The 21,619-nt window shown below is 65.2% G+C and carries 11 protein-coding genes; 5 read left to right on the top strand and 6 right to left on the bottom strand.

The window, feature by feature from the left end; all coding sequences use genetic code 11:
• Positions 1–196: 196 nt before the first annotated feature.
• The 4 genes from H7U20_RS27775 to glnE form a co-directional block, all read right to left on the bottom strand.
• Entirely contained in the window at positions 197–3,112 is a 2,916-nt protein-coding gene (locus H7U20_RS27775) for a TonB-dependent receptor domain-containing protein (RefSeq protein ID WP_233411140.1), read from the bottom strand.
• 957 nt (positions 3,113–4,069) lie between these two features.
• On the bottom strand, positions 4,070–4,831 hold the full coding sequence (locus tag H7U20_RS27770) for a YoaK family protein (protein ID WP_199762374.1): 762 nt from the start codon (positions 4,829–4,831) through the stop codon (positions 4,070–4,072).
• Positions 4,832–4,874: 43 nt separating this feature from the next.
• The gene (locus H7U20_RS27765) at positions 4,875–5,336 is read right to left on the bottom strand and encodes a cache domain-containing protein (RefSeq protein WP_199762373.1); all 462 of its coding nucleotides are present in this window, start codon (positions 5,334–5,336) and stop codon (positions 4,875–4,877) included.
• 110 nt (positions 5,337–5,446) lie between these two features.
• Positions 5,447–8,194 carry a bifunctional [glutamate--ammonia ligase]-adenylyl-L-tyrosine phosphorylase/[glutamate--ammonia-ligase] adenylyltransferase gene (glnE, locus tag H7U20_RS27760; RefSeq protein WP_199762372.1) on the bottom strand — a complete coding sequence of 916 codons (2,748 nt, stop codon included), beginning with the start codon at positions 8,192–8,194 and terminating at the stop codon, positions 5,447–5,449.
• Between the two features lie 188 nt (positions 8,195–8,382).
• On the opposite strand from glnE, the gene H7U20_RS27755 reads away from it, so the two are divergent.
• From H7U20_RS27755 to aroG, 5 genes are all read left to right on the top strand, one after another.
• Positions 8,383–12,558 carry a YhdP family protein gene (locus H7U20_RS27755; RefSeq protein WP_199762371.1) on the top strand — a complete coding sequence of 1,392 codons (4,176 nt, stop codon included), beginning with the start codon at positions 8,383–8,385 and terminating at the stop codon, positions 12,556–12,558.
• Positions 12,559–12,649: 91 nt separating this feature from the next.
• A complete protein-coding gene (locus H7U20_RS27750) occupies positions 12,650–13,447 on the top strand; it encodes a carbon-nitrogen hydrolase family protein (protein WP_255522894.1) in 798 nt (265 codons plus the stop codon).
• A 66-nt stretch (positions 13,448–13,513) separates the two neighbouring features.
• A complete protein-coding gene (gene tldD / locus H7U20_RS27745) occupies positions 13,514–14,974 on the top strand; it encodes a metalloprotease TldD (protein WP_199762369.1) in 1,461 nt (486 codons plus the stop codon).
• 172 nt (positions 14,975–15,146) lie between these two features.
• Positions 15,147–16,433 (top strand): molybdopterin-dependent oxidoreductase, encoded by a 1,287-nt coding sequence (locus H7U20_RS27740; protein WP_199762368.1) that lies wholly within the window; start codon positions 15,147–15,149, stop codon positions 16,431–16,433.
• Positions 16,434–16,743: 310 nt separating this feature from the next.
• Positions 16,744–17,805, top strand: a complete 1,062-nt coding sequence (gene aroG / locus H7U20_RS27735) for a 3-deoxy-7-phosphoheptulonate synthase AroG (RefSeq protein ID WP_199762367.1) — start codon at positions 16,744–16,746, stop codon at positions 17,803–17,805.
• Between the two features lie 101 nt (positions 17,806–17,906).
• On the opposite strand, the gene H7U20_RS27730 is transcribed toward aroG, so the two are convergent.
• The gene (locus H7U20_RS27730) at positions 17,907–20,684 is read right to left on the bottom strand and encodes a TonB-dependent receptor domain-containing protein (protein WP_370593270.1); all 2,778 of its coding nucleotides are present in this window, start codon (positions 20,682–20,684) and stop codon (positions 17,907–17,909) included.
• A gap of 598 nt (positions 20,685–21,282) precedes the next feature.
• Positions 21,283–21,549, bottom strand: a complete 267-nt coding sequence (locus H7U20_RS27725; RefSeq protein WP_233411139.1) for a TonB-dependent receptor — start codon at positions 21,547–21,549, stop codon at positions 21,283–21,285.
• Positions 21,550–21,619: the final 70 nt, after the last annotated feature.

Genomic DNA, 21,619 nt, shown 5'->3' with positions numbered 1-21,619 from the left:
TCAAGCGGATGGCTTACGGTTTCCGGGACTCCGCATACTTCTTCCTCAAAATCAAGGATGCCTTCCCCGGCAAACCGCGATGAACCTTTTTTTATTGGCGGCGAGGCGGCGCCGGGGCGAAAAAAAAAGCGGCGAGCCCAAGCTCGCCGCCGTGTTGCGGCGGGCGGCGCGAGCCGCCCGCAGTTTGCTGCTGAGATTACAGGGTGCCGCGCACGCCCAGGTAGTAGCGACGGCCGATCGGATCGTACACGCTGGCGTTGGTTTCGGCGCCGGTGGTGTTGCCGCTGATTCCGGTGATGATCGGTGGCGCCTTGGCATCGAAGGCGTTGTTGATCCCCAGGTACAGTTCGACGCTCTTGTTGGCGGCATAGGTGAACTGGAAGTCGTTATAGGTCTTCGAGCCGACCTTGACCGAACCGGCTGGCAGGTGGTTGCCGGCAAGCCATTGGTCATCCAGCGCGCTTGGGCCGGTGTAGGAAGTGGTCGAGGTGACACCCCACGCACCCCATTTGTAGGCCAGGTTGATGACGGCCTTGTTGCGGGCAAAGCCGACTTCACCGGTGCCGGAGTCTTCTGGCACCCCTTTCAGCGGAATGTCATAGAAGTCCTTCAGATAGGTGTAGGCGACGTTGGCGCTCAGACGTCCCGGGCCGACCTTGTCCGACCACGACAGGGTCATGTCCACACCTTCGGTGCCACGGCCACCGTTGTTCTCGGAGCTGGCGTCGATATAGGTGATGGCGCCGATGTTGGTGTCGCCCGAGGTGGAGGTGCGGCGGGTGATGAGTTTGCACAAGCTCGTGTTGCTGCCGCCATAGCATTGGGTCAGGGTCACTGTGCGCGGCGTGGTCACGATGGCGTCGGCAATCTTGATGTTGAAGTAATCCGCCGTGAAGGTGAACTTGCTCAGCATCGGGATGGAGCGCGGAGTGATGACGACGCCGAGGGTGGTCGAACGGCCTTTTTCCGCCTTCAGGCCGGCATTGCCGCGGTCATAGCCGCTGATGCCTTGCTGGTCGGCCTGGCTCAGCGTGAACGTGCCGCCGTTGCTCTTCATGTTGGCCAGCACGTAAGGGTTGCTACGGCAGGCATCGGCGGCCGCGCCGACCGAGGTCAGCTTCAAGCCGTCGCAAGGGTCGGTCAGATCGTTCGGGAAGGTCTGGCTAGGCGGTTGGTACAACTCGCTGATGTTCGGCGCGCGGGTCGACAGGGCACGGGTGCCGCGGAACTTGATGTCGGACACGGGCGACCATTCGAGGCCGGCGTTCCAGCTGTTGGTGACGCCGACGGTCGAGTACTTGCCGTTGCGGAAGGCGCCGGTGAAGGCCAGCGACTTGGCGAACGGTTGGTCCTTGAGCAGCGGGACGCGGGTTTCGGCGAAAAATTCGCGCACGTGGAAGCTGCCCACGGTCGGCGGGATGGCGTTGCCGGCGTTCAGGCCGGCCTGGGTCAGCGGGTCGGCGACACTGCTCGACGTTTCCTCGCGCCATTCGAAGCCGACGGCCAGGCCGACCTTGCCGGCCGGCAGATCGAAGATCTCGCCGCTGATCGAACCGCCGGCCAGTTTCTGGGTGACGGCCGTTTCCAGCGAGGACGGCGCGATGATGTATTTCAGCGCTTCCGGGCTGATTTTGCCGGCGCCGAAGATATTGGCCGGAACGCAACCGAGGGCGCGGGCGTTGGCGTCGGCGCAGATCACGTCGGTGGTGCTGTTGTTGTGGTTGTCGTCGTTGACGTCGGTCACGGCCTCGAGGGCGTTGCGGAAGTTCAGCACGTTGACCTGGCCGGTCGAACCCTGCGATTCCTTGGTCTTGCCGTAGACGATATAGGTATCGTAGTTCCAGTCCTTGACCGTGCCTTTCAGGCCGGTGGCGATGCGGAAGGTGTCGCGTTCGGCGCCCGAGGTGCGCAGGCCCACTTCGGACATGCGGCGGGTGAAGCTGTAGTCGCGCAGGCCGTCGCCGTCGTTGTCGGTGATGCGGTCGAACAGGTACTGCGGCACCAGCGGGTTGCGCATGATGGCGCCCTTCTGGCCGCCGATCAGCATTTCGGCCGGCACCTGGCCGCCGGTGGCTTTGTAGATGTCGCCCGACTTCAAGGCGAACGGTTCGGTCGCGGTGCGCGTCTTGGTCGAGGCGAAATTACCCTCGAAATAGGCGCTGACATTGTCGTTGAACGTGTGGTTGCCCGTGGTGGCGATCAGGAAGCGTTCGGTCGGTACGGCGATGGTGCGATAGGCCGAGCGATTGAAGCCGGTCGGCGCGCCCTTGGCGCCGTTGGTGTCGACCGGGATGACGTTGCCGGCGGCGTCGTAGGTGAACTTGCCGGTGTCATGGAAGAAGGTGCCGGCCGGAATGTAGCTGGAGTAGAACGGACGGGTCGGCTTGAAGACGCCGGACGGGTCGCCGTCTTCGACCGAGGTGAACTGGTCGACCGCCGAGGCGGCGCGGTCGCGCGAGAACACCGCGCCTTGCTTGGAGTAGCCCAGGTGGCCCATGACGTTGCTGGCGCCGTCGGCGCTGCTGGTGCCGAAGGTCAGCGAGAGTTTTTTCTTGAAATCGTCGCCTTCCGAGCTGCGGCCGGTCTGCGCGTCGAAGGCGACGCCGTTGAAGTTGCGTTTGAGAATGATGTTGACGACACCGGCGACGGCGTCCGAACCGTAGGTCGCCGAGGCGCCGCCGGTCAGCAGTTCGACGCGCTCGATGAAGTCGGTCGGGATGGTGTTCAGGTCGACGGCGCTGCTGCCGGGCACGCCGGAGACGAAGCGGCGGCCGTTGACCAGCACCAGGGTGCGTTCATCGCCGAGGTTGCGCAGGTTGACGGTGGTGACGCCGCCGCCCGAGGTCAGGAAGTTCGAGTTGTTGCGGCTCAGCGTGGGCGTGCCCATGGTTGGGTTTTTTTGCAGCAACTCTTGCAAGTTGGTGGCGCCGGACGCGGCGATGTCGGCCGAGCTCAGGATCTGCAGCGGGGTGGCCGAGTCGGCGTTCGGGCTCAGCAGGCGCGAGCCGGTCACCTGGACTTTTTGAATCGCCTGCGGGGCTTCTTGTGCGAATGCCGCCTGCATGCTCAGTGCAACGCCGCCGACGCAGATCATGCGGACCGAGCGTGCCAAAACCGTTTCCTTCATCATTCCCAAACTCCTCAAAGATGTGTAGAGTATTTTTTGCTATTGTTGTTAAAATTTTTTTTAACGATGCACTGTACCGAGCGTGGATGGGGCTGTAAATATAAAAAACCAATATTCGCGAAAAAGCAACAGTAATTTTATTGCATTGAGTTATTTGTAATTTTCTTGGCGGGCGGCGCGCGGGCGCAGGGCGGGCGACAGCTCACACCACCTTTTATCAGCATGTGCCGATGCCAATCCGCCATGCCGTTTTTATCTCCGGATGTCGCGGTCGGTGGGGTTGTTACGACTGCGGCATGGTGCGCGACTATTCAAAGAAGAAGAATATCGTCCACGAAGTTCACACACATCCATCGAATATGCCGAGGCGACGGAATTGGATGGAGCGGCGGCGAAAAATTCCACCATGCGGCGCGTCAGGGCACTTCGAAAAACCACCAAGTTGTCGTTCCGCATCGGCGGACCGCGTAGGCGGGAACCCATGCTGAGCCAATGGAGATGCGGGGTATAGATTCCCGCGTGCGCGGGAATGACGGTTTTCGAGGTGGCCGTTATTGGATGGTCGCGATATTGCTCGAAAAATCACAAAATATTTGATTGGGCAATATTCTTTGCTCACTCGGCCGGCCTGCGCAGGCGAGTGGAGGGCAATATAAAAGTTGCTATTGAAACCGCGCCGCAGCTTGCCGTCATTTCCGCCGAAATATTATCTTGTCGCCTCCCGCGCGGCTTGCCGGCGCGCCGTGCCGTTTCCTTGCGGTGCCGGCGGGGCATGACTGATAAGCCAAATTGTTGCTTGTACACGCCAAAAATTGGCATGTGGAAGGCGCAAAAACGCGTCTGCGCTTTGCCATTTGTCTAGGCAAGCAAATACCCGGGTGGTACGGGAGAGGTCGTTGGGGAGGCCGCCGGGGGAGCGCGCGGCGGTGGGCCGGGGCGGCCTCAGGAACGCTGGCGTTTCAGCCGCCAGCGCAGGCGCAGATCGTGGAATATCGGGCCGGCGGCCATCACGGCCAATAAGGCGGCGGGGAATATCGTGGCGGAGAAACCAATGTGCTTAAAACCCAGGGCGCCGCTGACGCCGCCAATGAAGAAGAAGCCGATCAATAATCCATGGGCGCGCAATTTAAGGTGGTTGGCACGCACCTGTAAATCGGGTAATTGCAGATGGTTATAATATATGAGCTTACCCAGTTCTATGCCGACATCGGTGGATAAGCCGGTGATATGGGTGGTGCGGATGGTGGCGCCGGAGGCCTTGGTGATAATGGCGTTCTGCAGCCCCATAATAAAGCACAATAATAAAACCGTCACCGGTGCGAGAATGTCGCCGAGCGCGGATAAAAAGCTGCCGGCGAGGCCGAACAGCAGCAACAGGCTGGCCTCGACCATCAGGCTGAGCGCGTATTCGCTGCGCAGGTGTTTGCGCCTGGCCCAGTTGACCATCAGGGCGGTGCTGGCGGCGCCGGCCAGAAACGCCAGCCAGGCGGCCAGCGCGGCCAGCACCAAGCTGAGGTGGCCCAGTGCCAACTCGTCGGCCATGCTGGAGACGATGCCGGTCATGTGTGAGGTGTAGCGACCGATCGCCAGGAAACCGCCGGCGTTGACGGCACCGGCGACAAAAGCCAGCAGGCAGCCCAGATGCAGATCGGAGCGGCGGTTGCGGCGCCGACTGCTCAGGCTGGATATATAGTGCAGGGGCATGCGGCGGCCTCCGGATGGCAGGCCGCGCCGCCGGCCTGTGGGATTACTTGTAGATGCCCGAGCCGACCAGCATGTCGTCGACCTTCTCGACGTAGCCGGCCTTGGCCTCGACCGCCTTGGTCACCGGATTCGGCCATTTGAACTCGACCCAACCCTTGCCCTTGGCCTTGGCCAGATCGATCATTTCCTTGATCATCGCCTTGCCCTCGTTGTCCTTGAGGCCGATCAGCGGCTTGCCGACCATCTTGGGATTGTTGCCGTGGGCCAGGGCCACGCCGTTCAGGTCGTAGACGTAGATGTACAGGTCGCGGTCGTGAAAGGTGGTGTTGCCGGTGTCGGAGAAGGCGGCGAAAGCCTTGTCCTTGCCGTCCGACTTGATCAGGGCGGCGGCCTTCTTGACCATCGCGACGGCCTCGTCGGCCGAGCCCTTGTCGGCGGCCGAGGCCGCCAGTGGCAGGGTGAGCATACTGAAGCTGATGGCAAGCGCGCCGAATACTGCTTTCATGTCCGTCTCCTGGCAAATATCAATGGTGTAAGTGGGTGGTGGCGGGCCGGCGCGACGCGCTTCTTTTCCCTACGGCAAATATTACTCGCATTGATATATTTCCACTGTTGTTAAATGGCAACGTCCTGTTCGAAGATGCTCAACCACAGTTGGCGCACCTGGGCCGCGTGCGTCGCCACCAGCGCCGGGTCGACGCGGGCCAGATCCTGGCCCTGCAGGCGCAATTGGTGTTGCAGGCGGCGCAGCTGGCGGTAGGCGTCGCCGACCCCGGCGGCCAAGCTCGGGGCGATCAGGGCGAGCTCGCCGCACATCTTCAACAGGGCGATATTGCCGTAGTTCGCCGTGAGTTGCGGGTAGTTGGCGGCATATTGCAACACCAGATATTGGACGATGAACTCGATGTCGATCATCCCGCCGGCGTCCTGCTTGAGGTCGAACAGCTCGGAGCGGTGGGCGTGGGCCTGGGCCATCTTTTGCCGCATGGCCAGCACCTCGCGCTTCAGTCCGCCGTCCAGCGGGCGCCGCTTGCGCAGCACCTGCTGGCGGATCTGTTCGAAGCGTTCGCCGATGGCGGTGTCGCCGGCGCAGAAGCGGGCCCGGGTCAGCGCCTGGTGCTCCCACATCCAGGCGGCGTCGTTCTGGTAGCGTTCGAAGGCGGCGACGCTGGAGACCAGCATGCCGCTGGCGCCGTCCGGCCGCAGCGCGGTGTCGATGTCGAACAGGATGCCGGCCGAGGTGTGCGAGGTCATCCAGGTGATGAAGCGCTGCGCCAGCTTGGCGTATTGGCCCGGCGCGTCCTGGTCGTCGTCGTCGAACAGGAAGATCACGTCGAGGTCGGAGACGTAGCCCAGTTCCTTGCCGCCCAGCTTGCCGTAGGCGATCACGGCGAAGCGCGGCACCTCGCGGTGGCGCGTCGCCACCGTGCGCCAGACCGCCTGGACGGTGGCGGCGACGATGGTGTCGGCCAGCGCCGACAGGTGGTCGGCCAGCTTTTCCACCGTCAGGTCGCCGGCCAGGTCCTGCGCCAGCAGGTGGAACAACTGGGCGTGGTGGACCTCGCGCAGGATGTCCATCTGCCGCTCGGTGTCGCCGGCGGCGCCGTCGAGCTGGCGTTCCAGGTCGAGCGCCAGCGCGGCCTGGTCGAACACGGCGTTGCGCACGCGGTCGTCGAGCAGCTCGTCGAGCAGGATCGGGTGCTGGCTGAGGAAGGTGGCGGCCCAGCCGCTGGCGCACATCATGCGGATCACCCGCTCCAAGGTGTGCGGGTATTCGGTCAGCAGCGACAGGTAGGCCGAGCGGCGGGCGATCGCCTCGAAGAAGTCGAGCAGGCGGCCCAGCGTGGCCTGGGCGCTGGCGCCGCTGGACTCGGCGCTGCAACGGGCGATCAGCGGCAGCGCCGTGTTGACCAGGGCCAGCAGGCGGTTGCGGCTGGCCTCGGGCATCGACTGCAGGCGCGGCGCCTGCCAAGTGGTGATCAGGCGCTTGGCGGCGCCGGCCGGGTCGGCGAAGCCGAGGGCGGCGAAGCGCGCCTCGATGGCTTCGCGGTTGTCGGGATCGGCGCACTCGTTGCTGGAACCGGGGTCGATGTCGCCGTCGGCGGCGGCGCTCTTGTCGGCGAACATCTCGTCGAACTGGCCGGCGACGAAGCTGCGGTGGGCCTCGATCTGCGCCAGCAGGCTGGCGGTGTCGGCCAGGCCCATCATGCGCGCCACCAGCAGGCGGTCGTCCTCGTTGGCCGGCAGGGTGTGCGTCTGGGCGTCGTCGAGGTATTGCAGGCGGTGCTCCAGGTTGCGCAGGAAGGTGTAGGAAGCCAGCAGTTGATAGACGATGGCGTGGCTTAGCAGGGATTTGTCGGCGATGGTGCGCAAGGTGGCGCGGGTCGAGCGGTCGCGCAGGTCGGCGTCGCGGCCGCCACGGATGAGCTGGAACACCTGGGCCAGGAACTCGATTTCGCGGATGCCGCCACGGCCCAGCTTGACGTTGTTGCTGCGGTCCGGGTGCAGCCGCTCCTGGCGGTTGACCTCGGCGCGGATCTGCGCGTGCATGTTGCGGATGGCGTCGATGACGCCGAAGTCGAGGTAGCGGCGGAACACGAAGGGGCGCACGATGGCGTCGAGCGCGGCGATGTCCTCGGCGGCGCCGCTGACGGCGCGCGCCTTGACCCAGGCGTAGCGCTCCCATTCGCGGCCCTGGACGATCAGGTAGCGCTCGACCATGTTCAGGCTGGCGGCCAGCGGGCCGGAGCCGCCGTTCGGCCGCAGCGCCATGTCGACGCGGAAGGTGAAGCCGTCCTCGGTGATCTCGGCCAGCGCGGCGATCAGCTTCTTGCCCAGGCGGACGAAGTACTCGTGGTTGGACAGGCCGCGCTGGCCCGGCCCGGCGGCGGTGTCGCCGTCTTCCGGGTAGACGAAGATCAGGTCGATGTCGGACGACACGTTGAGTTCGCCGCCGCCCTGCTTGCCCATGCCCAGCACGATCAGCTGTTGCAGCCGGCCCGACTCGTGGCCGATCGGCGCGCCGTGGGCCGCCGTCATCTCGGCCTCCAGCTCGGCCAGGTGGCTCTGCACGGCGAAGTCGGCGAAGCGGGTCATGGTCGTCACCACCTCGGCCAGGTCGGCGCGGCCCTCCAGGTCGCGGCGGATCAGGCCGCACACCAGCAGATTGCGCAGCCGGCGCATGGCCCGGCCCAGGGGCAGGCCGCCCTCGGCCTCCTTTGCCAAATAGTCAGCAAAATTCAGCTGGGCAAGCGATAATTGCGCCAATTCATCGGACTTGGCGGCGCGCCCGGGCGCGGCGGCCAGCCAGCGCTGGTAGAAACGGGAGGCGGAGGTCAGGGAAATGGGCGGGGTGGGGCTCATGGAATCCGGAAAGAACACATAACACATCGTGGGCGCGGGATTGCACCGGGTATGCGGTAAAATTGCCGCGCAGGCTGAAAACGCTTGCACCCCGGCACCACCGCAGTCCGAGGGCCATTGCTTGGATGCAAGTGCGCTATTGATTTTAGCGATTTATTTTACGCCGGGCCTGATTTATTAGCTTATTGATGCAAAAACCGGAACCGACCAGCGTGACAGACGAGGGACCATTGGCCCAGCGCTGGCACCGGCTGCGTGCCGCCTATCGGGTGTGCAACCTGGCCACCCACCACGTGCTGGGTTTCTGCGTCAAGCTGGTGCTGCTGCTGTATTTCCTCTTCGCCGTGCTGTTCCTCAGCCTGCGCTATGCCGTGTTGCCGAATATCGACCATTACAAGGGCGACATCGAACGGCTGGCCAGCCGCGCCGTCGGCAACCCGGTCAGCATCGCCCGCGTCTACGCCTCGTGGACCGGGCTGCGGCCCAATCTCTTCCTCGGCGACGTGGTGTTGCGCGATGCCCGGGGCAATCAAGTGCTGAGCCTGCCGAGCGTCTCGGCCACCCTGTCGTGGTGGAGCGTGCTGGCGGCCGACGTGCGTTTCGATTCGCTCGAACTGATCCGTCCCCAGCTCGACGTGCGGCGCGAGGCCGACGGCAAGCTGTACGCCGCCGGGATGTATTTCGACCCGGCCAAGCCGGGCGACGGCAAGGGCGCCGACTGGCTGTTGTCGCAGCGCGAGATCGTCATCCGCGAGGGCCGGCTGGACTGGACCGACCGGCAGCGCGGCGCCGCGCCGCTGACCTTGCAAAACCTGCGCCTGGTGCTGCGCAACCAATGGCGGCGCCACCAGTTCGCCCTGCAGGCGACGCCGCCGGCCGCGCTCAGCGCGCCGCTCGATGTGCGCGCCGACTTCGTCCACCCGGCCTTCGCCAAGCGCCTGTCCGACGTGGCGCTGTGGAAGGGCGAGTTGTACGCCGACCTGCGCGACGCCGACCTGGCGGCGTGGAAAACCTATCTCGACTATCCGCTCGACCTGCGCTCGGGCCGGGGCTCGCTGCGCGCCTGGCTCAGCCTTGACCACGCCCGCCTGGCCGGCTTCACCGCCGACGTCGGCCTGGTCGACCTGGCCGCCGTGCTGGGCCAGGACGTGCCGCCGCTCGACCTGCTGCGCGTGCAGGGCCGCGTCGCGGCCAAGGAAGAGATCGCGGCGGCGCCCAGCGGCGGCCAGCCCAGCGGCAAGCCGACCTTCGGCGCGCGCGGCCACAGCGTCAGCCTGAACGATTTCTCGCTGACCACCCGCGACGGCATCGCGATGGCGCCGACCACCTTGACCGAGCGCTACATCGCCGCCAGCCCGAGCAAGCCGGCCCGCACCGAGCTGAGCGCCAGCGTGCTCGACCTGCAAACCCTGGCCAGCCTGGCCGACAAGCTGCCGCTCGCCGAGCAGCAGCGCGGCTTGCTGGCCGAGTTGGCGCCGCGCGGCCGCTTGCTCGACGTCGCCGCCGAGTGGAGCGGCAGTTGGCCGGCGCTGCGCAGCTACCGCGTCAAGGGCCGCCTCGACGGCCTCGGCCTGCAGCCGCTGGCGGCCCGCCCGGCGCAGGCGAAGTCGGCCAAGACGCCGGCCGTCGCCGGCACGCCGGCCATGCCCGGCTTCGACAATCTGAGCGGCAGCATCGACGCCAGCGAGCAGGGCGGCAGCCTGAACCTGGACTCGCAGCAACTGGTGTTGCGTCTGCCGGCCTATTTCAGCGAGGCGGACATGCCCTTCGACAAGCTGGCGCTGCGCGCCCGCTGGTCCTTCGAGGGCAAGGAGGCGCTGCTGCTCCAGCTCGACGCGATGGATTTCGTCCAGCAGGGCCTGAGCGGTTCGCTCAGCGGCAGCCACCGCCTGCCGCTGGGCGGCAAGGGCGCCGGCGTGGCCGACTTCAGTGGCCGCCTGAACGGCTTCGAGCTGAACAAGATCGACCGCTACCTGCCGCTGCAGACCCCGCACGAGCTGCGCCACTGGCTCAGCGGCGCGCTCGAGGGCGGCGTGGCGCAGGACGTCGCGCTGCGCCTGCGCGGCGACCTGGCCCACTTCCCTTTCCGCGGCGACACCCCGGCCGAGCGCGCGCGCGGCGAGTTCCGCGTCGCCGGGCGTTTGGAGGATGGCAAGCTGAACTACGCGCCCGGCCAGTTCGCCGCCGACGGCAAGGCGCCGCTGTGGCCGCAGGCCGAGCATATCAAGGGCAGCTTCGTGTTCGAGCGCACCCGCATGGAAATTCGCGGCGACACCGCCACCACCGGCGGCGTCGCGCTGAGCGGCGTGAAGGCGGTGATCCCCGACCTGGGCGTGCACGACATGGTGCTCGACATCGACGGCGCCGCCGCCGGCCCGATGCAGGAATTCCTCAAATACGTGGTGGCCAGCCCGGTGCTGGAATGGATCGCCCACTTCACCGACGAGACCCTGGCCAGCGGCAACGCCAGGCTGGGCCTGAAGCTGCACCTGCCGCTGAGCCACCTGATCGAATCGAAGGTGCAGGGCAGTCTGCAACTGGCCGGCAACGACATCGTGTTGTTCAACGATCTGCCGCCGGTCCTGGCCTCGCAGGGCAAGATCGAGTTCAACGAACACGGCGTCAACCTGAACGCGCTGTCCGGCTATTTCCTCGGCGGCCCGGTGGCCATCTCCGGCGGCAGCCAGCGCGACAACAGCATCGCCGTCAAGCTGGCCGGCAGCCTCACCGCCGACGGCTTCCGCAAGAACTACCCGTCGCCGATGATGCAGCGGCTGGCCGGCCATTTCTCCGGCGCCACCCGCTACAGCGGCCTGGTGACGGCGCGCGAGCACCAGGTGACGGTGACGGTCGACTCGACCCTGGCCGGTCTCGGCCTGGACCTGCCGGCGCCGCTGCGCAAGGCGCCGGCCGATCCCTTGCCGCTGCACTTCGTGCTCAGCGGCGGCGGCGCCAATGAGGCCGGGCTGATGCGCGACGAGATCCGCGTCGCGCTGGGCGGCAATATTTCGGCGCGCTACCAGCGGCAGAAGCAGGGCAAGACGCCGTGGCGGCTGAGCCGTGGCGGCATCGGCGTCAACACCCCGGCGCCCGAGCCGGACAGCGGCATGGCCATGTCGCTGAGCCTGCGTTCGCTCAACGTCGACAACTGGCTGGACTTCGGCGCCGAAGTGGCGGGCAAGGCGGAACCGGCCAGGGCCGGCGCCGCCGAGGCCGCCGACATCGCCCAGTACGTCCTGGCCGACAGCATCGCGGTGCGCGCCGGCGAGCTGCTGATCGGCGAGCGCAAGCTGGAGAACGTGGTGCTCGGCGCCAGCCACCAGAAGGGCATGTGGCAGGCCAACATCGACGCCACCCAGGCCTCCGGCTACCTGACCTGGAACGAGTCGCCCAGCGGCGTCGGCCTGGGCAAGGTGACGGCGCGGCTGTCCTCGCTGATCATCCCCGAGTCGGCCGCCGACGACGTCAAGGAGCTGCTCGACGGCAAGAGCGCGGTGGCCACCATCCCGGCGCTCGACATCGTCGTCGAGCGCTTCGAGCTGTTCAACAAGCCGCTCGGCCGGCTGGAACTGCAGGCCAGCAACGCGCTGAACAATGTGCTGAACACCGGCGCGCGCGACTGGCGCGTCAACAAGTTGTCGCTGAGTAACGCCGACGGCGAGTTGAGGGGCACCGGCAAGTGGCTCGGCCGGGACGGCGTGCAGAACAGCAGCCTGAACTTCGTGCTCGACATCAACGACGCCGGCAAGCTGCTCGACCGTTTCGGCTTCGCCGGCACGCTGCGCAACGGCAAGGGCAAGCTCAACGGCGACATCGCCTGGAAGGGCCTGCCGTACTCCTTCGACATCCCCAGCCTGTCCGGCCAGATCAGCCTGAACGTCGAGAAGGGCCAGTTCCTCAAGCAAGACCCGGGCGCCGCCAAGCTGCTCGGCGTGCTCAGCCTGCAAGCCCTGCCGCGCCTGCTCAAGCTCGACTTCCACGATGTCTTCTCCGAGGGCCTGGCCTTCGACGGCATCACCGCCAACGCCGCCATCAACCACGGCATCGTCAAGACCGACAACCTGAAGATGCACGGCGTGGCCGCCACCGTGTTGATGGACGGCACCGCCGACATCGCCAACGAGACCACCAATCTGCACGTCGTGGTGATTCCCCAGGTCAACCTGGGCACCGCGCCGCTGGTCTATGCGCTGGCGGTCAACCCGGTGATCGGCATCGGTAGCTTCCTCGCCCAGCTGTTCCTCAGCGCGCCGGTGATGAAGGCGCTGACCTACCAGATGCAGATCACCGGACCGTGGAAGGCGCCGGTGGTGACCAAGCTGGAAGGTGGTAAATTGGAGGCCGCGCCGAAGGCCGGCAATTAGCCGCCGCGCCGCCGCGCCACATATAAGAACAGCCGATAAAAACCGCCCATAAGAACAGCCGAATAAACCGCCCATCGAACAGGACCGCTTTATGACCCCAATCGCCGCAATCCAAATGATTTCCTCGCCCTCGGTGGCGGACAACCTCGCCAGCGCGCGCCGGCTGATCGGCCAGGCCGCCGCACAGGGCGCCAAGCTGTTGCTGCTGCCCGAGTACTGGGCCATCATGGGCCTGTCCGACAGCGACAAGGTGGCCCACGCCGAGCCGCTGGGCAGCGGCCCGATCCAGGATTTCATGGCCGGCATGGCGCGCCAGCACGGTGTCTGGCTGATCGGCGGCACCTTGCCGCTGGCCAGCGACCAGGACGGCAAGGTGGTCAACACCACCCTGGTCTACGACCCGCAGGGCCGCCACGTCGGCCGCTACGACAAGATCCACCTGTTCGGCTTTTCCAAGGACGGCGAGTCCTATGACGAAAGCAAGACCATCGTCGCCGGCGCCGGCATCGGCACGGTCGAGACCGACTTCGGCAAGGTTGGCCTGTCGGTTTGCTACGACCTGCGCTTCCCCGAGCTGTACCGCGCCATGGGGCCGGTCGAGCTGATCGTGGTGCCGGCCGCCTTCACCCACACCACCGGCCGGGCGCACTGGGAGGTGCTGTTGCGCGCCCGCGCCATCGAGAACCAGTGCTATGTGCTGGCGGCGGCGCAGGGCGGCCTGCACCAGAACGGCCGGCGCACTTGGGGCCACAGCATGCTGATCGACCCCTGGGGCGAGGTCAAGGCTGTGCTGGCCGAGGGCGAGGGCGTGGTCTGCGGCGAACTCGATCCGGCCTTCACGGCCGGCGTGCGCAGCAGCCTGCCGGCGCTGAAACATCGCACCATGTGAAGACGCCGCGCCGGCCATCCACTACAATGGCATCCAAGCCAAGAACCGACACTGAAGAACCCTACCATGACTCCATTTGAACCCAACCTCTCCACCCTGGCCGTCGCGCGCGAACTGCTGCTGACGCCGTTCGGCCTGGACGAAGCCAAGCTGCTCAAGGCGCTCGGCAGCATGTTCACCCACAAGGTCGACTACGCCGACCTGTACTTCCAGTTCACCAAGAACGAGGGCTGGAGCCTGGAAGAGGGCATCGTCAAGACCGGCAGCTTCTCGATCGACCAGGGGGTCGGCGTGCGCGCCATCTCCGGCGACAAGACCGCCTTCGCCTATTCCGACGAGATTTCGGAGAGCGCGCTGCTCGACGCCGCCGCCGCCACCCGCACCATCGGCCGCTCCGGCGCCGGCAAGATCAAGGTCGCCGGCGCCATGCAGCAGCAGGGCGGCCGCGCGCTGTACCTGCCGCACGACCCGCTGGCCTCGCTCGACGCCACCGCCAAGGTCAAGTTGCTCGAACGGGTGGAAAAAATGGCCCGCGCCAAGGATCCGCGCGTGGTGCAGGTGATGGCCGGCCTGGCCGGTGAATACGACGTGGTGCTGGTGGCGCGCAGCGACGGCGTGCTGGCGGCCGACATCCGGCCGCTGGTGCGCGTCTCGCTGACCGTCATCGTCGAACAGGACGGCCGCCGCGAGATGGGGTCGTCCGGCGGCGGCGGGCGCTTCGATTACGCCTACTTCAGCGACGCCCTGCTCGAACAGTACGCCACCGAGGCGGTCAACAGCGCGCTGGTCAACCTGGACGCGCGGCCGGCTCCGGCCGGGCCGATGACCATCGTGCTGGGACCGGGCTGGCCCGGCATCCTGCTGCACGAGGCGATCGGCCACGGCCTGGAGGGCGATTTCAACCGCAAGGGCTCGTCGGCCTTCTCCGGCCGCATCGGCGAGCGCGTCGCCGCCAAGGGCGTCACCGTGGTCGACGACGGCACCCTGCCGGACCGCCGCGGTTCGCTGAACATGGACGACGAGGGCAACCCGACCCAGTGCACCACGCTGATCGAGGACGGCATCCTGAAGGGCTACATCCAGGACACCATGAATGCCCGCCTGATGAAGATGCCGGTGACCGGCAACGCGCGGCGCGAATCGTTCGCCCACCTGCCGATGCCGCGCATGACCAACACCTACATGCTGGCCGGCGACAAGGACCCGGCCGAAATCCTCGCCTCGGTGAAGAACGGCCTGTACGCGGTCAACTTCGGCGGCGGCCAGGTCGACATCACCAACGGCAAGTTCGTCTTCTCGGCCAGCGAGGCCTATATGATCGAGAACGGCAAGGTGACCTACCCGGTCAAGGGCGCCACCCTGATCGGCAACGGCCCCGACGTGCTCAACCGCGTCTCGATGATCGGCAACGACATGCGCCTCGACCCGGGCGTTGGCGTTTGCGGCAAGGAAGGCCAAAGCGTGCCGGTCGGCGTCGGCCAGCCGACCCTGCGCATCGACGGCGTCACCGTCGGCGGCACCGCCTGAGGCAGCCGTCCCGGCCGCACCGAACCGCCCGCCAGGGCGGTTTTTTTTCGCGCGGGCGGTTGCGCTCTTGTCTGCAACGCTTGTCTTTATTACTTTTTTTTATGTCTATCTTGCCGTCCAGTTATGTTGACGGCGTAGAATCGACAGCTTGCCGTAGCCACCGGGAGGCGCGATGAAACTGTCCTTGCAACGGGCTTTGAAGCGGTCGGCGCAGCGCGCCGTGGAGCATCCGGCGCGGCGCGGCCTGCCGGGCCGGGCGGCGGCCGGCGTCCCGGCCACGGTGGCGCCGTTGCGCGCGCCGGCCGGGCGGTCCGGCGTTGCCGCCGCGCCGGGCTTGGCCGAGCCGCCCGAGGGCGCCCCGCAGGAGCGGCGCCGCTTCGCCCTGCCGGGCAAGCTGCCGCTGATCAGCCAGACCTATCGCCCGGCCAACTTCGAAACCCCGGTCGAATATTTCCGCACGGCTATCACATCCAACCGGGCCTTTTTCGTGCGCAACCACCTGACCGGGATTGCCCGGACCAAGGCGGCCGACTGGTCGCTCAGTGTGGGCGGCGAGGGCGCCGCGCGCGCCGCGCATTTCACCTTGGCGCAGTTGCGCCGCGACTTCCCGCTGTGCGAGATCACCGCCGTCTGCCAGTGCGCCGGCAACCGCCGCAGCCTGTTCCAGCCCCGTGTGCCGGGTCTTCAGTGGGGCGTCGGCGCGATGGGCAATGCGCGCTGGCGCGGCGTGCGCCTGCGCGACGTGCTGGCCGCCGCCGGCCTGCTGCCGGAGGCGCTGGAGGTGGCCTTCGGCGGCGCCGACCATGCCGTGCTGGAACAGACAGCCGATTACGTCAAATCGCTGCCGCTGGCCGTGGCCCTGGACGAGAACACCCTGCTGGCCTTCGAGATGAACGGCCAGCCGCTGCCGCGCTGGAACGGCTACCCGGTGCGCCTGGTGGTGGCGGGCTGGAGCGCGACTTATTGGGTCAAGCAACTGGTGGCGATCCGCGTGCTGAACCGGGCCGAGGACGGTTTCTGGATGAACACGGCCTACCGCTTGCCGCTGGGCAAGTTCGACACCCCCCGTTTCGCCTCCCAGGTCGGCCGGGACGACGAGCCGGTCACCACGCTGCTGGTGAATTCCCTGATCACCGCGCCGCGCAGCGGCCAGCGCTGCGCCCGCGGCAGGCCGATCAAGGTGGCCGGCATCGCCTGGGACGGCGGCGCCGGCATCGCGCTGGTCGAGGTGTCGGCCGACCTGGGGGCGACTTGGCGCGCGGCCCGGCTGGGGCCGGACCTGGGCCGCTTTTCCTTCCGCGTCTTCACCCTGGCGCTGCGGCCCGGCGCGCCCGGTTCGCTGGTGCTGATGGCGCGCGCCGTCAACCGCGCCGGCGCCGGCCAGGCCGAGCAGCTGGTCTTCAATCCCGTCGGTTACCACCACAATGTGATCCAACGCGTCTACCTGGAGGTGCTGTGAGGCCCTGCTCGCGGGCGACGGGCGGCGCCGGGCGAAACCGGCCCCGAGCGGCAAACTGGCGTGAAGTCGAAGTAAATGCTTGCCAAGTTCGGGCTAGTGTTGTTATAGTCATTCCAACACTTACGGACGCGATCATGCACAGCTTCATTTTCTTTACCGGCTATTTTTACTTTAGCAATTCCAACCTCAAGGCGGTGGAGTAGCGGCCGGTTCACGTAGCAGCACAACGAGCTCCCAGCAGATTCCTAAAAACCGCCAGTGATGGCGGTTTTTTTTATCCCTACCAATAGTTCGACTTAGGAGAAACAGTATGCCCCGTACCGACGACTTGCGTATCCGTGAAATGAAGGAACTGACTCCGCCAGCGCATCTGATCCGCGAGTTCGCGTGCACCGAGCAGGCCGAGCAGACCGCTGCCGGCGCCCGCATCGCGCTGCACCGTATCCTGCATGGCCAGGACGACCGCTTGATGGTGGTGGTCGGCCCTTGCTCCATCCACGATCCGAAGGCGGCGATGGAATACGCCCACCGTCTGGTCAAGCTGCGCCGCGAACTGGCCGGCGAGCTGGAAATCGTCATGCGCGTCTACTTCGAAAAGCCGCGCACCACGGTGGGTTGGAAGGGCTTGATCAACGATCCGTATATGGACAACAGTTTCCGCATCAACGACGGCCTGCGCATGGCGCGCGAGCTGTTACGCAATATCAACGACCTGGGTTTGCCGGCCGGCACCGAATTCCTCGACGTGATCAGCCCGCAATACGTCGCCGACCTGATCAGCTGGGGCGCGATCGGCGCCCGCACCACCGAGTCGCAGGTGCACCGCGAGCTGGCCTCGGGACTGTCCTGTCCGGTCGGTTTCAAGAACGGCACGGACGGCAATGTCAAGATCGCCGTCGAGGCGATCAAGGCGTCCTCGCAGCCCCACCATTTCCTCTCGGTCACCAAGGGCGGTCACTCGGCCATCGTGTCGACCAACGGCAACGAGGATTGCCACATCATCCTGCGCGGCGGCAAGGCGCCGAACTACGACGCGGCCAGCGTCGACGAGGCTTGCAAGGCGATCGCCGCGCAGGGCCTGGCGGCGCGCCTGATGATCGACGCCTCGCACGCGAATAGCTCGAAGAAGCCGGAAAACCAGGTGCCGGTGTGCGCCGACATCGCCGCCCAGGTGGCCGGCGGCGACCAGCGCATCGTCGGCGTGATGATCGAGTCGCACCTGGTGGCCGGCCGCCAGGATTTGGTGCCGGGCAAGGAATTGGTCTACGGCCAGTCGGTCACCGACGGTTGCATCGACTGGGACAGCAGCGTGCAAGTGCTGCAAGGCCTGGCCGCCGCCGTGCGCCAGCGCCGCCTGCGCGCCGAGGACTAGGCGCCGCCGCGGCCGGTGCCCAGTCCTCGGCGCCGCGCCCGGCAAGAAAAAAAAACCCGCCGGTGCGAACCGGCGGGTTTTTTTACTCAAGCGTCAAGTGCTTAGAACTTGTACGAGCCGCTCAGGTAGAAGGTGCGACCGACCGCGCTGGCGTAGCGCGGATCGTAGCCCAGCTGGTGCGAGCCGGTGTTGCGCAGCGACAGCGGCGGGGTGCGGTCGGCCAGGTTGTTGATGCCGGCGGTCAGCTCGAAGTTCTGCATGACCTTGTACTGGGTTTGGAAGTCCAGGGTCGTATAGCTCGGGATCTGCAGTTGCACGTCGACGCAATCCTGTGCCGCGTCATTGGTATTGACGGCGCAGTTGTCGATGTCGTGGTGCTTGTCCTTGTAGCCGTTGCGGTAGTTGGCCGTCAGGGTGTGGGTGAAGGCGCCGATTTCGTAGGTGCCCGAAGCCTTCAGAACGTTGCGGAAGCTGACCTTGTCGTCGCTGCCGTATTCGTTCAGGCTGGTTTCCCACTGATCGCTGGTGCCCGGCGTGGTGTAGCGCGACTTGAGCATGTAGGTGCCGGCCAGACGGGCGGTCAGCTTGCCGTCGCCGATCTTGCTACGGTACATCAGGTCATAGTCGATACCCTGGTTCTCTTGGCGGCCGATGTTGATCGGCGCCAGGATGATGGCCAGCGACTTGATGCCGGTCGACGCCTTGGTCTTGGTGGTGTACAGGCTCAGGTACTTGTTCGGCTGGCTGGCGATCAGCGACTCGCTGACGCTGGTGACGGCGTCACGGATCTCGACGTTCCAGAAGTCCAGCTTGGCGCTGAAGCCGCCGGCCGGCTCGAACACCATGCCGAACGAGTATTGCTTGGATTTTTCCGGCTTCAGGTCGGCGTTGCCGCCTTTGAACACTTCCAATTGACCGCGGGTGTCGCAGTACTGTGCCAGCGGATGGTTGGCCAGACCGTTGGCGGCGCTCAGCGGGCAGTTGTAGGTGCCGCCGGTGACGCCGAAGTCGGCCTGCGGCTGACCGATTTCCTTCATGCTGGCGGCTTTGAAACCGGTGCCGTAGGCGGCGCGGAACAGCAGCGACTTGACCGGCTGGTAGCGGGTGCTGATCTTGTAGGTGGTGGCCGACTGGTCGTTGCCGGTGTTGCCACCCTTCAGATTGTCGGTCAGCTTGCTGACGCGGTCATAGCGCAGCGAACCGGTGATTTCCAGGTCCTTCATGACCGGCACCAGCACTTCGGAGAAGGCGCCGCTGTTGCTGCGCTTGTAGTCGAAGGAGGCTTGGTCGTCGTCGAACAGGATTTCCGAATGGCTGACGGCGGCGTTGCCCTTTTCCGAGTAGCTGGTGGTGCGGTAGTCGGCGCCGACGGCGATCTGCGACTTGCCGGCAGGCAAGGTGAACAGGTCGTGCGAGCCGTGCACGTCGAAGCCCTTCATCTTGATCTCGGTGTTGCTGTAGTTGCCGACGTACTGGGTGCCCTTCAGCGCGTCCTTCATGGCCGACGGCATTTCACCCAGCGCGTACGGGAACGGGTCGATCGAGCCGTTCGACAATGCCGCGTTGAACTTGTCGGCCAGCGGGAAGCCGCCGACGTAGTTGGTCGGCGATTTGTTTTCCGAGAAGGTGAAGGCGCCGTTGACGTCCCAGCCGAAGGCGTTGCCGTCGATACCGGCGACGATATGCGTGGTTTTGCTCTGGTAATCGTAGGCGCGGCCGCCCAGATCCTGCAGGCGGTATTTCACCGTGGCCGAGGTCATGCCGGCCAATTGCGCTGCCGTCAGGTAAGGCGCGACGTATTTGTTGAACAGCGGCGTGCCCTTGGCCAGCGAGAACTCGGCCGGGTAGGCGGCGATGTTGGCGTAGACGTGCGAGTCGTTCAGCGAAACGTCGGTGAACGCCTTGAAGCCGCTGTTGCCCAGCTTGATGCTGCCGGAGCCGTAGAAGCTGTCGCGCTGGATCTCGGGGGCGATTTCCACCGAGCTGGTGTAATCGAAGGTGCACTGACCGTCGCCCAGGTCGACGTGGCGGGCCGGGCACTTGCCGTTGATCTGCAGGTAAGGGTTGACGTTGACCGATTTGTTGGCGTTGGCGGCATCCTTGTAGCGGATGGTGACGTTCGGCGGGATCGAGCGCGAGGAACCGTTGAAGAACTGCAGCGGCTTGCCGGTGACCGGGTCGTTGAAGTTGATGATGCCGGTCTTGGCGAAGTCGCGCTGGAAGCCTTTCAGACGTTCGGTTTCCTGGTGGCTGGCCGCCAGGAAGACCGAGTAGCCGTCTTCGTCGATGTCGCCGAAGCCTTTGCTGATGCTGACCGTCTTGTCCTTGGCGCCAGGGCTTTGCGGCTTGCTGTACTTGGCGTCGATCTGCAGCGGCGCGGCGCCTTTTTTCAGGATGAAGTTGACCACGCCGGCGATGGCGTCGGCGCCGTACAGCGCCGAGGCGCCGTCGGTCAGCACTTCGATGCGCTCAACGGCCGACAGCGGGATGGAGTTGATGTCGATGGTGGTGCCGGAAGTGGCCGGCGCCATGCGGCGGCCGTTCAACAGCACCAGGGTGTAGGCCTCGCCCACATCGTGGATGGAGGCGGTGGTGATGCCGCCGCCGCCGCCGCCGACCGAATCGGCCGCCACGGTGAAACCTTGCATCACTGGCAATTGCTGGATGAAGTCGGTGACCGAGGTCACGCCGCTGCGCTGGATGTCTTTTTGGCTGAACGATTGCACCGGCAGGGATGCCTCGGCGGCAATGCGTTTGATACTCGAACCGGTGATTTCGACCCGTTGGATCGACTCTTTTGCAACTTCTTGCGCGTATGCCGCATGCATTCCCAGCGCCAAGCCGCTGGCGCAAATCAGGCGTACGGAACGGGACAACACTGTTTCCATCATCATTTTTAGAACTCCCAATATAAAACCATGAACGCGGGCGATTATTGTTATTTTTTGGTGCTTGAACCACCACCATTGAAAAAACGGCAAATGTTTTTTCAAGTGGCTATCAAATCATCCAGCACCCATGGTGTCAATCTGGAAAATTTGCGGCGATGTGTATTTGACATCGTTTCCATGCCAGTTTTTTATGCACCAAGTTTGTGCGTTTGCGCTCTAATTTTGTATTTTAGCGATTGTGCGGATATTTATTTGTTTAAAAATCATATATGTAGTTGTTTGTAAGGTGACTATCCGACTTGACGGAGCATTGTTGGTGCAGTAGGAAAACCCCCGTTGCTTGATTTTTCCACCAGCTGCGCGTTACTTTTTTGCGACAATGGCCAGTAATTGCTGCTTATTGATCAATATTGTTTTTATGTTTCGAGAGGCGGGAAAATGCCCCGCCGATGAGCCGAAACGGCAAGAAAAAACGACCCGGGCGCGTCGGCGGCCGGGTCGTTTGGGCAAGGGGGGCCGCGCGCCGCCGTCGGCTTCGACGACGCGTCGCGGCGCGTCGCGGACGGCGTCGGGGGACTTAGAACTGCTAGCCGGCCACCAGGTAGAACTGGCGGCCCAACGGGGCGGCGTAGCGGCCGTCGTAGCCCACCTGGTTGCCGCCGCCGGAGTTGCGCACCGAGAAAGGTGGACCTTGCTTGAGCAGGTTCTTGATGCCGGCCGTGACGCTCAGGTTCTTCACGTAGTTGGCCTTCAACTGGTAGTCGAGCGTGACGTATTCGAGGCTTGTTTCGATTCCTCGGCCTTGAGCGCGTTGGCGCCGCTCGCCGGGTTGCCGTTGGTCAGCAGGCCGCACTCGGACGAGCCCGGTTTGCAATAGGCCTTGCGCGGATCGCCGGTCTGGGTGATCGGGCATGAAAAAAGGG

Origin of the sequence: Rugamonas violacea, from assembly GCF_016461825.1 — a bacterium.
In the GTDB taxonomy this organism is placed as follows: Bacteria; Pseudomonadota; Gammaproteobacteria; order Burkholderiales; family Burkholderiaceae_D; genus Rugamonas.
The sequence above is the reverse complement of the archived record's forward strand: the minus strand, read 5'-3'. Positions and strand labels throughout refer to the sequence as shown.